Here is a 12,614-nt window from a genome sequence, read left to right on the forward strand (position 1 = left end):
GCATTGCCATGCCTGACCTGTTGGATGCTTACCCGCTGAGTGCGGGGACTTATCACGAGATGCTCGAAAGCCAGGGTGCGGTGCGTGCGCACTGGCAGCCGTTGTGCGCTTACCTGCAGCGCAGCGGGCCGGCGCAACTGGCCCAGCGCCAGGCCTCGCTGACCCGCCAGTTGCGCGAGAACGGCGTCACCTACAACGTTTACGCCGACCCCAAGGGCGCCGACCGGCCCTGGGAGCTGGACTTGTTGCCGCACCTGCTGCCTGCCGCCGAATGGCAGCAACTGGCCGCCGGTGTCGAACAGCGCGCGCGCTTGCTCAATGCGGTACTGGCCGATATCTACGGGCCGCAGCAGTTGATCAGCGAAGGCCTGCTGCCCGCCGAGCTGGTCTATGGCCATAACAATTTCCTCTGGCCCTGCCAGGGTATAGCGCCACCTGAAGGCACCTACCTGCATGTCTACGCGGTGGACGTGGCCCGTGCCCCGGACGGGCGCTGGTGGGTGACGGCAGACCGCACCCAGGCGCCGTCGGGCGCAGGCTTCGCGCTGGAGAATCGCACCATCGTTTCGCGGGCGTTGCCCGAGCTATACCGCGACTTGCAGGTGCACCACCTGGCCGGTTTCTTCCGCACCCTGCAACAGACCCTGGCGCGCCTGGCACCCAGTGACCAGGAGGCGCCACTGGTGGTGCTGCTGACCCCAGGGCGCTTCAACGAGAGCTATTTCGAGCACCTGTACCTGGCGCGGCAGCTGGGTTATCCACTGGTCGAGGGCAGCGACCTGACCGTGCGCGATGCCACCGTATACCTCAAGACCCTGAGCGGCCTGCGCCGGGTGCACGCAATCATGCGGCGCCTGGACGATGATTTCTGCGACCCGCTGGAGCTGCGCACCGACTCGGCCCTGGGCGTGCCCGGCTTGCTCGATGCCGTGCGCCAGGGCCGGGTGCTGGTGGCCAATGCGCTGGGCAGCGGCGTGCTTGAGTCGCCGGGCCTGCTCGGTTTCTTGCCGGCGATCAACCAGCGCTTGTTTGCTGAAGAACTGAGCCTGCCGTCGATCGCCACCTGGTGGTGCGGTGAGCCACCGGTGATGGCACGGGCACTGGAGCAGTTGCCGAAGCTATTGGTCAAGCCGGCGTTCCCGTCACAGAGTTTCAGCCCGGTGTTCGGCCGTGACCTCGACCCGGCCCAGCGCCAGGCCCTGGCCGAACGCATCCAGGCGCGGCCTTACGCCTATGTCGCCCAGGAGCTGGCGCAGTTGTCCCAGGCGCCGGTGTGGCAGGCCGACAAGGGCCAGGTGCAGCCGCGGGCCATTGGCATGCGTGTGTACGCGGTGGCCTCGGCGGACGGTTATCGGGTGCTGCCCGGTGGCCTGACCCGGGTTGCTGCGCAAGCTGACGCCGAGGTGGTGTCGATGCAGCGCGGTGGCGCCAGCAAGGACACCTGGGTGCTCGGCGAAGCGGCGCCAGCGGGCGAGCAATGGCGGGCCCAGCGCACCATCGGCGTGGCCGAGCTGATCCGCCAGGACCCTTACCTGCCGTCGCGGGTGGTGGAGAACCTGTTCTGGTTCGGGCGCTACTGCGAGCGCTGCGATGCCAGTGCGCGCCTGCTGCGGATCATCCTCACCCGCTACCTGGACGGCGACGATCCGCTGGCCCTGCAGGCGGCGGTGGAACTGGCCGATGAATTGTCGCTGCTGCCGGAGGAGGGCGAGTTGCCCGAGCGCCTGCGCGCGGCGCTGGACGATGGCGACTGGGCCTTCAGCCTGCGGGCCAATTTGCAGCGTCTGCACTGGGCGGCGTCGCAGGTGCGCGGCAAGCTCTCGCGGGAGAACTGGCAGGCGCTGGTCGAGCTGCAGCGGGAGGCGCAATGCCTGGAAGATGCCGAGGCGGACTTTGGCGAGCGGGTGGATTTTCTCAACCGCCTGGTGATGTCGCTGGCGGCGCTGTCGGGTTTTGCCCTCGACGACATGACCCGCGACGAAGGCTGGCGCTTCCTGATGATTGGCCGGCGTATCGAGCGATTGCAGTCACTGTGCAGCAGCCTGGCGGCGTTTCTGCGCGGGCCGGCGGTGTACGACCAGGCCGGGCTTGAATGGTTGCTGGAGCTGGGCAATAGCAGCATCACCTACCGCTCGCGCTACCTGGCGGTGGCGCAGTTGATCCCGGTGCTCGATCTGCTCCTGCTCGATGAACAGAACCCCCACGCCGTGCTGTTCCAGCTCAAACTGCTGGTGCGTGCCAACCAACGCTTGAGCGAGGAATTCGACAGCCCACGCGACCCGGCTCTGGCGCTACTGGCCGAGCAATTGCGTCACTTCGACCTGCGCAGCCTGGAAGACCCGTTGTTCGGCAGCGCCAGTGTACAAGCGGTGCTGTCGGGGCTTGCTGACCTGCTGCAAGGGGTGGCTCTGGCCAGTGGCGAGATTTCCGAGCGCCTGGCCCTGCGCCATTTCGCTCACGTCGAGGATGTCAGCCAGCAGACGGTGTCGCTGTGATGAGTGCGCGCTACCAGATTATCCACGACACCCATTACCGCTACGACAGCCCGGTGTCCCTGGCCCAGCAGCTGGCGCACTTATGGCCACGGCCTTGCGCCTGGCAACGCTGCACGGCCCAGGCCCTGCAGGTCAGCCCGCAGCCGACCCAGCGGCGCGATGAGTGGGACGTGTTCGGCAACCCGCTGACGCGCCTGGCGTTCGAGCGTCAGCATGAGCAGTTGCGGGTGGTGGCGCGCTTGCAGGTTGAAGTGCTCGAGCGGACGGCGCCGGACTTTGCCGCCTCGCCGGCCTGGGAGCAGGTGCGCGAGGCCCTGACCTATGCCAGCCAGCCGATGGCAGCGGCGCTTCTGGAAGCCTGCCGTTACCGATTCGAGTCGCCTTATGTGCGCCTCAAGCAGCGCTTCGTGGCCTTCAGCGAATCCTCTTTCGAGCCTGGCCGGGCATTGCTGGAAGGCGTGCAGGCGTTGATGGAGAAGATCTTCAGCGAGTTCACCTTCGATGCCGAAGCGACCCAGGTCGCCACGCCGCTGGTGGAGGTGCTGGAGCGCCGCCGCGGCGTGTGCCAGGACTTTGCCCACCTGATGCTCGCCTGCCTGCGCTCGCGCGGCCTGGCGGCGCGTTATGTCAGCGGCTACCTGCTGACCCGGCCGCCACCCGGCCAGCCACGGCTGATCGGCGCCGATGCCTCGCATGCGTGGATTTCAGTGTTTTGCCCGGGGCAGGGCTGGATCGATTTCGATCCCACCAACAACCTGCGCCCGGCGCTGGAACACATCACCCTGGCCTGGGGCCGGGATTTTTCCGATGTCTCGCCGCTGCGTGGGGTGATCCTCGGTGGCGGCAGCCATGACCCGCAGGTGCAGGTCACGGTGATGCCGCTGGATGAGGCCACAGCCTTGTAGGAGCGGGCTTGCCCCGCGATGAGGCGGGTCAATCAGGCTTCTTGTCGACCCACTTGGGCAGCACCGGGGCTTCAAAGTTGTCCATGGCCTCGAGCAGCTCGGCTGGCGAGTCGGCCAGTTGCAGCATGGCGCGGTGTTGCGGGCGCACGAAGCCTTCTTCCACCACATGGTCAAGGAAGCTGCCCAGCTTGCTGTAGAAGCCGTTGACGTCGAGCAGGCCCAGGGGCTTGGCGTGGTAACCCAACTGGCCCCAGGTCCAGACTTCGAACAGCTCTTCCAGGGTGCCCAGGCCACCGGGCAGGGCCACGAATGCGTCGCTCAGTTCGGCCATGCGTGCCTTGCGCGCGTGCATGCCGTCGACCACTTCCAGGCGGGTCAGGCCGGTGTGGCCGATCTCGGCGTTTTTCAGCGCTTCAGGGATGATGCCGATGACTTCGCCACCGGCGGCCATGGCCGCATCGGCAACGATACCCATCAGGCCCACGGCGCCACCGCCGTACACCAGGGTCAGGCCGCGCGCGGCGATGGCCTGGCCGAGGGCGATGGCCGCCTCGCGGTAGGCCGGGTTGACGCCGGTGCTGGCGCCACAGAACACACAAACGGAACGTACGGGCATTGCTTCTCTCCGGTTACAAGCGCACACAGAGTAAGGTGCTGGCCGCTCGCTTCCAAGCCCGCAGTCGTTACTCCGGCCGGGCGAATTCGCATGAGGCGCCCGCAGCGCCGCAGGCGTAGGCGGCCAGCAGGCCATTGAAGAAAGTACCAAAGGACATGATCGTTTACTCCTAAATGAGAGGTTGTCTCATCCTCCCTCAAAGGTGCATGATGGGCACTTAGATTTCCTGTATACAATCCATAGAACAAATTCACTGCCTGGCTCTTCGGCCAGTGCTTGACCCACATCATGGGCCGGCCTTGCGGTTTCAGGCAGTCTGCAAACTGATAAAAAACCCCTGCCATGGAGATTCACGATGTTTGCCAAAGTTGTCGCAGTATCCTTGCTGACCCTCGCCAGCACTCAGGTATTTGCCGCTGAGTGCAAGGTCACGGTCGATTCCACCGACCAGATGTCCTTCAACACCAAGGCCATCGAAATCGACAAGAGCTGCAAGACCTTCACTGTCGAACTGACCCACTCCGGTTCGTTGCCGAAGAACGTCATGGGCCACAACCTGGTCATCAGCAAAGAAGCTGACATGCAGCCGATCGCCACCGACGGCCTGGCTGCCGGCATCGACAAAAACTATCTGAAAGACGGTGACGAGCGCGTGATCGCCCACACCAAGATCATTGGCGCTAAGGAAACCGACTCGGTGACCTTCGACGTGTCCAAGCTGAAAGCTGACGAGAAGTACGGCTTCTTCTGCTCGTTCCCTGGCCACATCTCGATGATGAAAGGCACTGTTACCCTGAAGTAATTCGGGTACCTGATCGCGGGGCAAGCCCGCTCCCACAGGAGCGGGCTTGCCCCGCGATGCGTTCAAGGCGCGAACGGCATCTCGCGCTTGTGCTGGGTCTTGCGGTAGGTGGCGCTGATGATGTCGAACGCTTCCTGGCTCACCGCCTCGCCATGCAGGAACGCATCGATCTGCGCATAGGTGACGCCGTGGGACGCTTCGTCCGGCTTGCCTGGCGCCAGGTCCTCAAGGTCTGCAGTCGGCACCTTCTCCACCAGTGACTCCGGCGCGCCAAAGCTGCGCGCGATGGCCCGCACCTGGTTTTTCACCAGGCCACTGAGCGGTGCCAGGTCGCAGGAACCATCACCAAACTTGGTAAAGAAGCCCATCACCGCTTCGGCGGCATGGTCGGTGCCGATCACCAGGCCCTGGCGGGCACCGGCGATGGTGTACTGGGCAACCATGCGCATGCGCGCCTTGGTGTTGCCGACGACGAAATCGACCATCGCCGGCGCGCCGTTTTCCAGGGCCTTGACCTCGGTCGCCAGGGCACGCACGGCCGGGGCGATGTCGACAGTGTGCACCTCGTCGGCCTTGATCACCTCCAGGCAGGCCTGGGCGTCGTGTTCGTCGTGCTGCACCTGGTACGGCAGGCGCACGGCAATGAAGCGGTACTGCTCATCAGCCGTCTCGCTGCGCAGTTCATTGATCGCCCGTTGCGCCATCAGCGCGGCGGTCAGCGAGTCAACACCACCACTGATACCCAGCACCAGGGTCTTGAGCCGTGCGTTGTGCAGGCAGGTCTTGATGAAGGCCACGCGCCGGGCCACTTCGGCTTCGAGCGCGGCGCTGTCGGCGAACGGCGGCTGGACCTTGAGCGCTTGCGCAATCTCTCGCTGGACGGCTTGCATGAATTACTCCTTGGACACTTTGAAGACGTGGCGCAGGTAGGCGACGAAGTTTTCGTCGCGGCATTGGGTCTTGGCCGCCTCATCGGAAATCTTGGCGACGGGCTGGCCGTTACAGTCGGTCATTTTAAGCACGATGCTCATCGGCGCCACCCCGGGCAGATCGCAGGTGAGGTTGGTGCCGATGCCGAAGCTGACATTGATGCGCCCGCGCAGGGCCCGGAAGATCTCCAGCGATTTGGTCAGGTTCAGGCCGTCGGAGAACACCAGGGTCTTGGTCATCGGGTCGATCCCCAGCTTGCGATAGTGGCTGATGGCCTTTTCCGCCCACTGCACCGGATCGCCCGAGTCATGGCGCAGGCCGTCGAACAGCTTGGCGAAGTACAGGTCGAAATCGGTCAGGAAAGCATCCATGGTGATGCAATCGGTGAGGGCGATGCCCAGCAGCCCGCGGTACTCGCGCACCCAACAATCGAGCGCGGCAATCTGGCTGTCGATCAGCCGCGGCCCCAGTTGCTGGTGGGCCATGATCCATTCGTGGGCCATGGTCCCCAGTGGCTTGATATCCAGTTTCCGTGCCAGGTGCACGTTGCTGGTGCCGACGAAACGCGCGGGGAAATCTTCCTTGAGCACCCGTACCACTTCTTCCTGAACCTTGTAGGAGAAGCGTCGGCGGGTGCCGAAGTCGGCGACCTGCAATTCGGCCAGCTCCTCGCTGCTGGCATTGGCCTTGAGCCAGTCGAACTTACGGTACAGCTGGTCGCGGGCGTCGCTGAGTTTGGCCTGGGGGTGGCGATGGCGGTTGCGCACTTCACTGATGATCGCAAGCAAAGGTACTTCAAACAGGATCACGTGCAGCCAGGGGCCGCGCAGGCGCAAGTACAGCTGGTCGTTCTCGACCCCCAGTTGCAGGTAGCGCAGGTTGAAGCGGAACAGGCCGAGAAAGCGCAGGAAGTCCGGCTTCATGAAGCTGATCTGCTCGAGGAAGCCCAACTGGCCATTACCCAGGCTCAGTTCGCACAACTGCTCGATCTGCTCGCGGATCTGCGCCAGATAAGGGCGCAGGTCTTCACCATTGCGGCAGCGGAACTCCCATTCCACGTCGACGTTGGGGTAGTTGTGCAGCACGGCCTGCATCATGGTCAGCTTGTAGAAATCGGTGTCGAGCAGGTTCTGCACGATGCGATCGGCAAATGCACTCTCGCTCATAGGGGGCTCCAAAGGGGGCGCGCGCCATCACCGCCAGCGACGGCGCACAGACCTGCGCATTGTGCCAGCCTTTGCCGCCACGCGGGCAGGCCGAGGCCGGGGTAATTCGGTAGCAGGCTACAGGTAGCGGCGCTTTTGTCGGGCAGCGGCTAGCCTGTAATGGTGCCCGCTGTAGCAGTCGCGCACCAAGGATGTGCAGTTCGGTTACGCATCCTGTTACAGGCTGGTTGCACGTAACCACAACCCAGGGTTGCAATGATGGCACTTCGCGGTTGCTCTTTTTTCTCGTGTCCGGTGGCGCTTGTCGTGAGGCAGACGGTTGCACGACCAGTAAAAAAAGGCCGTGAATCCTGGCTGCGCAACTTGTTCACGAGTTTTTCCAGAATAAAAAACCAATGGCACGGCCCTTGCTCAGAGCAATTGCTGAAAGTTGTAGTGCCAACCAAAAAAACTCCAGGAGCACCACCTCATGTCGCAGACGTTTTACAAGAAAGGCTTTCTGGCCCTCGCCGTAGCTACGGCGCTGGGCGTTTCTTCGTATGTTCAGGCCGACATCAAGATCGGCGTAGCAGGCCCGATGACCGGTGCCAACGCAGCGTTTGGCGAGCAGTACATGAAAGGTGCACAGGCAGCGGCTGACAAGGTCAATGCCGCGGGCGGCGTCAACGGCGAGAAGATCGTGCTGGTCAAGGGCGACGATGCCTGCGAGCCGAAGCAAGCCGTGGCCGTGGCCAACCGCCTGGTCGACCAGGACAAGGTGATCGGTGTGGTCGGGCACTTCTGCTCGTCCAACACCATTCCGGCGTCTGAGGTGTATGACGAAGCCGGTGTCATCGCCATCACCCCGGGCTCGACCAACCCGCAGGTGACCGAGCGCGGCCTCGGTGCGATGTTCCGTATGTGCGGGCGTGACGATCAGCAGGGCATTGTCGCCGGCGACTACATTGTCGATGTGCTCAAAGGCAAGAAGGTTGCAGTAGTGCACGACAAGGACACCTACGGCCAGGGCCTGGCAGATGCCACCAAGGCCCAGCTTGAAAAACGCGGCGTGAAACCTGTTCTCTACGAAGGCCTGACTCGTGGCGAGAAAGACTTCAGCGCCCTTGTCACCAAAATCCGCTCCACCGGGGCAGACGTGGTCTACTTCGGTGGTCTGCATCCTGAAGCGGGTCCACTGGTACGGCAGCTCCGCGAGCAAGGCCTGAAAGACGTCAAGTTCATGTCCGACGACGGCATCGTAACCGACGAACTGGTCTCCACCGCTGGTGGCGCGCAATACGTCGATGGCGTGTACATGACCTTCGGCGCCGACCCGCGCCTGCTGCCAGACAGCAAGGCGGTGGTCGAGGAGTTCCGCAAAGGCGGCACCGAGCCAGAAGGCTACACCCTGTATGCCTACGCTTCGGTCCAGGCCCTGGCTGCAGCCTTCAACGGCGCCAAGTCGAACAAGGGCGAAGACGCTGCCAAGTGGCTCAAGGCCAACCCGGTGCAAACCGTGATGGGCGAGAAAAAGTGGGACAGCAAGGGCGACCTGACGGTCTCTGACTATGTGGTCTACCAGTGGGACAAGGACGGCAAGTACCACCAACTGGAAAACAAAAATAACAACGGTAGGCGACCCGGGCCTGAGCCCGGGTCGCTACCCGGTTTTGCGCCGTACCTGTCTTTTCTCGTAGATCTGCACAACCCTGCGCTGCGAGGGCCGCTTCATCCGGGGCTCACCGTAGTCGGCGCTTGTGCAATCTCAAATACGTGAGATTGCGTTATGGATGGTATTTTCCTGCAGCAACTGGTCAACGGGCTGACCCTCGGGTCCGTCTATGGCCTGATCGCCATCGGCTACACAATGGTCTATGGCATTATCGGCATGATCAACTTCGCGCACGGCGAGGTGTATATGATTTCCGCGTACCTGGCGGCAATCAGCCTGGCATTGCTGGCGTATTTCGGTATCGAATCCTTCCCCTTGCTGATGCTCGGGACGCTGATCTTCACGGTGGTGGTCACCGGAGTCTACGGCTGGACCATCGAACGCATCGCCTACAAACCCCTGCGCAACTCCACCCGCCTGGCGCCGCTGATCAGTGCCATCGGCATCTCGCTGATCCTGCAGAACTACGCGCAGATCAGCCAGGGCGCACGCCAGCAAGGCGTACCGACCCTGCTTGAAGGCGCCTGGCGCGTCGAAGTGGGCACCGGTTTCGTGCAACTGACCTACACCAAGATCTTCATCCTGGTGGCGGCCTTCGTCGGCATGGCGGCGCTTACCTACATCATCAAGTTCACCAAGCTCGGGCGCATGTGCCGGGCCACCCAGCAGGATCGCAAGATGGCTTCGATCCTCGGTATCAACACCGACCGGGTGATCTCCTATGTGTTTGTCATCGGTGCTGTCATGGCGGCCCTGGCCGGCGTGCTGATCACCATGAACTACGGCACCTTCGACTTCTACGCGGGCTTTATCATCGGCATCAAGGCCTTCACCGCCGCGGTGCTCGGTGGCATTGGCTCGCTGCCGGGCGCCATGCTCGGCGGGATCATCCTCGGGATTTCCGAGTCGCTGTTCTCCGGGCTGATCAACTCCGACTACAAAGACGTGTTCAGTTTCTCGCTACTGGTGCTGATCCTGATCTTCCGTCCCCAAGGCCTGCTGGGTCGCCCACTCGTGGCGAAGGTGTAAGTATGTCTGCTGCCAAAACAACTACATTCGATATCAAGCGCAGCCTGATCGATACGGTCCTCGCCGGGCTGATTTCCCTGATCGTTTTCGGGCCCATCGTCGGCGTGGTGCTCGACGGCTACAGCTTCAACCTTGAACCGACCCGTGTCGCCTGGCTGGTGGCCGGGGTGATGGTCGGGCGGTTTTTCCTCAGCCTGTTCCTGCAGACGCCCAAGGGCCAGTCGATTCTCCAGGGCTTCGAGGGCAGTGGTTCCGGCGTGCACGTGCTGGCGCCGGACTACAAGTCGCGGCTGCGCTGGATCATTCCGGCACTGATCGTGATTGCCATCGTCTTCCCATTCTTCGCCAACAAGTACCTGCTGACCGTGGTCATCCTCGGCCTCATCTACGTACTGCTGGGTCTGGGCCTGAACATCGTGGTAGGTCTTGCCGGCCTGCTCGACCTGGGTTACGTGGCCTTCTACGCCATCGGCGCCTACGGCCTGGCCCTGGGTTACCAGTACCTGGGCCTGGGCTTCTGGACGGTGTTGCCCCTGGCGGCAATCGCTGCGGCGCTGGCCGGGTGCATATTGGGCTTTCCGGTGCTGAGGATGCATGGCGACTACCTGGCCATCGTTACCCTCGGCTTTGGTGAGATCATCCGTCTGGTGCTCAACAACTGGCTGTCGTTCACCGGCGGTCCCAACGGCATGCCGGTGCCGTCGCCAACCTTCATGGGCCTGGAGTTCGGCCGTCGGGCCAAGGACGGCGGGGTGCCGTTCCACGAGTTCTTCGGCATTGCCTACAACCCCAACGTGAAATTCCTGTTCATCTACATCGTGCTGTTCCTGGTGGTGCTGGCGGTGCTGTACATCAAGCACCGGTTGACCCGCATGCCGGTCGGCCGCGCCTGGGAAGCGCTGCGCGAAGACGAGATCGCCTGCCGGTCCATGGGCCTGAACCATGTGCTGGTGAAACTCTCGGCCTTCACCCTCGGCGCCTCTACCGCCGGCCTTGCCGGGGTGTTCTTTGCCAGCTACCAGGGCTTCGTCAACCCGTCGTCGTTCACCTTCTTCGAGTCGGCGCTGATCCTTGCCATCGTCGTGCTCGGCGGCATGGGCTCGACCGTCGGCGTGGTGATTGCTGCGTTCGTGCTGACCGTGGCGCCGGAGCTATTGCGCAGCTTCTCCGAGTACCGGGTGCTGCTGTTCGGCGTGCTGATGGTGTTGATGATGATCTGGAGACCGCGCGGCCTGATTCGTATCAGCCGTACCGGTGTAGTCCCGCGTAAAGGAGTGGCGCCATGAGCGATGACGTGATTCTCTCGGTTGAAAACCTGATGATGCAGTTTGGCGGCATCAAGGCGCTCAGCGATGTCAGCCTCAAGGTCAGACGCAACCAGATCTTCGCCCTGATCGGCCCCAACGGCGCCGGCAAGACCACGGTGTTCAACTGCCTGACCGGCTTCTACAAGGCCAGTGGCGGCAAGATCGAACTGAACCTGCGCGGCACCCGCACCAATGTCATCCAGCTGCTGGGCGAACGCTTTCAGCTGGGCGATTTCGTCTCGCCCAAGCGCTTCATCAACCGCCTGCACTACAAGATGTTTGGCGGTACTCACCTGGTCAACCGCGCAGGGCTGGCGCGGACCTTCCAGAACATTCGCCTGTTCCGGGAAATGTCGGTGGTCGAGAACCTGCTGGTGGCCCAGCACATGTGGGTCAACCGCAACCTGCTGGCCGGCGTGCTCAACACCAAGGGCTACCGCAAGGCCGAAAGCGATGCCCTCGACCATGCCTTCTACTGGCTGGAAGTGGTCGACCTGGTCGACTGCGCCAACCGCCTGGCCGGTGAGCTGTCGTACGGCCAGCAACGGCGCCTGGAGATTGCCCGGGCCATGTGCACGCGGCCGCAGATCATCTGCCTCGACGAACCGGCTGCCGGCCTCAACCCGCAGGAAACCGAAGCGCTGAGCAAAATGATCCGCGTGCTGCGCGACGAACATGACCTGACCGTGGTGCTGATCGAGCACGACATGGGCATGGTCATGAGCATTTCCGACCATATCGTGGTGCTTGACCACGGCAACGTGATCGCCGAAGGCGCGCCACAGGACATCCGTCACAACCCGACGGTGATTGCTGCCTACCTGGGCGCCGATGAAGAGGAACTGGTATGAGTACACCGATCCTCGAACTGAAAGAGATCGACGTGTTCTACGGGCCGATCCAGGCCCTGAAGAAAGTCTCGCTGCACATCGATGAAGGCGAAACGGTGAGCCTGATCGGCTCCAACGGTGCCGGCAAGTCGACCCTGCTGATGTCGATCTTCGGCCAGCCGCGGGCGGCAGCCGGGCAGATCATCTACCGTGGCACCGACATTACTCACAAATCGTCGCACTACATCGCTTCCAACGGCATTGCCCAGTCGCCGGAAGGTCGCCGGGTGTTCCCCGACATGTCGGTGGAAGAGAACCTGATGATGGGCACCATCCCGATCGGCGACAAGTTCGCCAGCGAGGACATGCAGCGCATGTTCGAACTGTTCCCGCGGCTCAAGGAGCGGCGCAACCAGCGCGCCATGACCATGTCCGGCGGCGAGCAGCAGATGCTCGCCATCGCCCGGGCTTTGATGAGCCGGCCCAAATTGCTGCTGCTCGATGAGCCGTCGCTGGGCCTGGCGCCGATCGTGGTCAAGCAGATCTTCGCCACCTTGCGCGAGCTGGCGAAGACCGGCATGACCATCTTCCTGGTGGAGCAGAACGCCAACCATGCGCTGAAGCTCTCGGACCGCGCCTATGTAATGGTCAACGGTCATATCCGCATGACCGGTACTGGCCAGGAGCTGTTGGTCAACGAGGAGGTGCGCAACGCTTACTTGGGCGGGCACTGATCGTTGGTGAAAAAAAGCGCCCCGGCTGACGGGGCGTTTTTTTGTCCACAGTTTTGTGGAAAACATTGTCCAGACATTCTTTTGGGCGCGACAGAACGTCGCTTCAGCGGGCGTTTTCATAGAGGTTTGAGTTGTCCACCATTGGTGTG

At 62.8% G+C, this 12,614-nt stretch carries 10 protein-coding genes and 1 pseudogene; 8 read left to right on the forward strand and 3 right to left on the reverse strand.

The window, feature by feature from the left end:
- The first annotated feature begins 8 nt into the window (after positions 1–8).
- The gene (locus LOY22_RS02535; RefSeq protein ID WP_258596139.1) at positions 9–2,495 is read left to right on the forward strand and encodes a circularly permuted type 2 ATP-grasp protein; all 2,487 of its coding nucleotides are present in this window, start codon (positions 9–11) and stop codon (positions 2,493–2,495) included.
- Positions 2,495–3,400, forward strand: a complete 906-nt coding sequence (locus LOY22_RS02540; RefSeq protein ID WP_258596141.1) for a transglutaminase family protein — start codon at positions 2,495–2,497, stop codon at positions 3,398–3,400. The genes LOY22_RS02535 and LOY22_RS02540 overlap by 1 nt, the downstream gene beginning before the upstream one ends.
- 28 nt (positions 3,401–3,428) lie before the next feature.
- Here the strand turns inward: LOY22_RS02540 and LOY22_RS02545 are convergent, their stop codons facing one another.
- Positions 3,429–4,016 (reverse strand): TIGR00730 family Rossman fold protein, encoded by a 588-nt coding sequence (locus tag LOY22_RS02545; protein WP_045196888.1) that lies wholly within the window; start codon positions 4,014–4,016, stop codon positions 3,429–3,431.
- A gap of 355 nt (positions 4,017–4,371) precedes the next feature.
- On the opposite strand from LOY22_RS02545, the gene azu reads away from it, so the two are divergent.
- The gene (azu, locus tag LOY22_RS02550; RefSeq protein WP_258596143.1) at positions 4,372–4,818 is read left to right on the forward strand and encodes an azurin; all 447 of its coding nucleotides are present in this window, start codon (positions 4,372–4,374) and stop codon (positions 4,816–4,818) included.
- 62 nt (positions 4,819–4,880) lie between these two features.
- Here the strand turns inward: azu and nadE are convergent, their stop codons facing one another.
- Together nadE and pncB are read right to left on the reverse strand one after the other, a co-directional pair.
- Positions 4,881–5,708 carry an ammonia-dependent NAD(+) synthetase gene (nadE, locus tag LOY22_RS02555; RefSeq protein WP_045196892.1) on the reverse strand — a complete coding sequence of 276 codons (828 nt, stop codon included), beginning with the start codon at positions 5,706–5,708 and terminating at the stop codon, positions 4,881–4,883.
- A 3-nt stretch (positions 5,709–5,711) separates the two neighbouring features.
- Positions 5,712–6,914 (reverse strand): nicotinate phosphoribosyltransferase, encoded by a 1,203-nt coding sequence (pncB, locus tag LOY22_RS02560; RefSeq protein ID WP_045196893.1) that lies wholly within the window; start codon positions 6,912–6,914, stop codon positions 5,712–5,714.
- A gap of 469 nt (positions 6,915–7,383) precedes the next feature.
- Here pncB and LOY22_RS02565 point away from each other — a divergent pair.
- The 5 genes and pseudogenes from LOY22_RS02565 to LOY22_RS02585 all read left to right on the forward strand — a co-directional run.
- A pseudogene (locus LOY22_RS02565) lies at positions 7,384–8,505 on the forward strand (branched-chain amino acid ABC transporter substrate-binding protein); the annotation flags it as partial.
- 174 nt (positions 8,506–8,679) lie between these two features.
- A complete protein-coding gene (locus LOY22_RS02570) occupies positions 8,680–9,594 on the forward strand; it encodes an ABC transporter permease subunit (protein WP_010221625.1) in 915 nt (304 codons plus the stop codon).
- Positions 9,595–9,596: 2 nt separating this feature from the next.
- Positions 9,597–10,880 (forward strand): high-affinity branched-chain amino acid ABC transporter permease LivM, encoded by a 1,284-nt coding sequence (gene livM, locus LOY22_RS02575; RefSeq protein WP_045196897.1) that lies wholly within the window; start codon positions 9,597–9,599, stop codon positions 10,878–10,880.
- Positions 10,877–11,752 carry an ABC transporter ATP-binding protein gene (locus LOY22_RS02580; protein ID WP_038997426.1) on the forward strand — a complete coding sequence of 292 codons (876 nt, stop codon included), beginning with the start codon at positions 10,877–10,879 and terminating at the stop codon, positions 11,750–11,752. Before livM ends, LOY22_RS02580 begins: the two co-directional genes overlap by 4 nt.
- A complete protein-coding gene (locus tag LOY22_RS02585; RefSeq protein WP_258596156.1) occupies positions 11,749–12,465 on the forward strand; it encodes an ABC transporter ATP-binding protein in 717 nt (238 codons plus the stop codon). The genes LOY22_RS02580 and LOY22_RS02585 overlap by 4 nt, the downstream gene beginning before the upstream one ends.
- Positions 12,466–12,614 lie beyond the last annotated feature (149 nt).

The organism is Pseudomonas sp. B21-035, assembly GCF_024748945.1.
Lineage (GTDB): Bacteria > Pseudomonadota > Gammaproteobacteria > Pseudomonadales > Pseudomonadaceae > Aquipseudomonas.

Excerpts from the sequence above, each read along its gene's own strand:
- pncB (WP_045196893.1), bottom strand. The coding sequence starts at position 6,914 with ATGAGCGAGAGTGCATTTGCCGATCGCATCGTGCAGAACCTGCTCGAC.
- livM (WP_045196897.1), top strand. The coding sequence starts at position 9,597 with ATGTCTGCTGCCAAAACAACTACATTCGATATCAAGCGCAGCCTGATC.
- LOY22_RS02570 (WP_010221625.1), top strand. The coding sequence starts at position 8,680 with ATGGATGGTATTTTCCTGCAGCAACTGGTCAACGGGCTGACCCTCGGG.
- LOY22_RS02545 (WP_045196888.1), bottom strand. The coding sequence starts at position 4,016 with ATGCCCGTACGTTCCGTTTGTGTGTTCTGTGGCGCCAGCACCGGCGTC.
- LOY22_RS02535 (WP_258596139.1), top strand. The coding sequence starts at position 9 with ATGCCTGACCTGTTGGATGCTTACCCGCTGAGTGCGGGGACTTATCAC.
- LOY22_RS02585 (WP_258596156.1), top strand. The coding sequence starts at position 11,749 with ATGAGTACACCGATCCTCGAACTGAAAGAGATCGACGTGTTCTACGGG.
- LOY22_RS02580 (WP_038997426.1), top strand. The coding sequence starts at position 10,877 with ATGAGCGATGACGTGATTCTCTCGGTTGAAAACCTGATGATGCAGTTT.
- nadE (WP_045196892.1), bottom strand. The coding sequence starts at position 5,708 with ATGCAAGCCGTCCAGCGAGAGATTGCGCAAGCGCTCAAGGTCCAGCCG.
- LOY22_RS02540 (WP_258596141.1), top strand. The coding sequence starts at position 2,495 with ATGAGTGCGCGCTACCAGATTATCCACGACACCCATTACCGCTACGAC.
- azu (WP_258596143.1), top strand. The coding sequence starts at position 4,372 with ATGTTTGCCAAAGTTGTCGCAGTATCCTTGCTGACCCTCGCCAGCACT.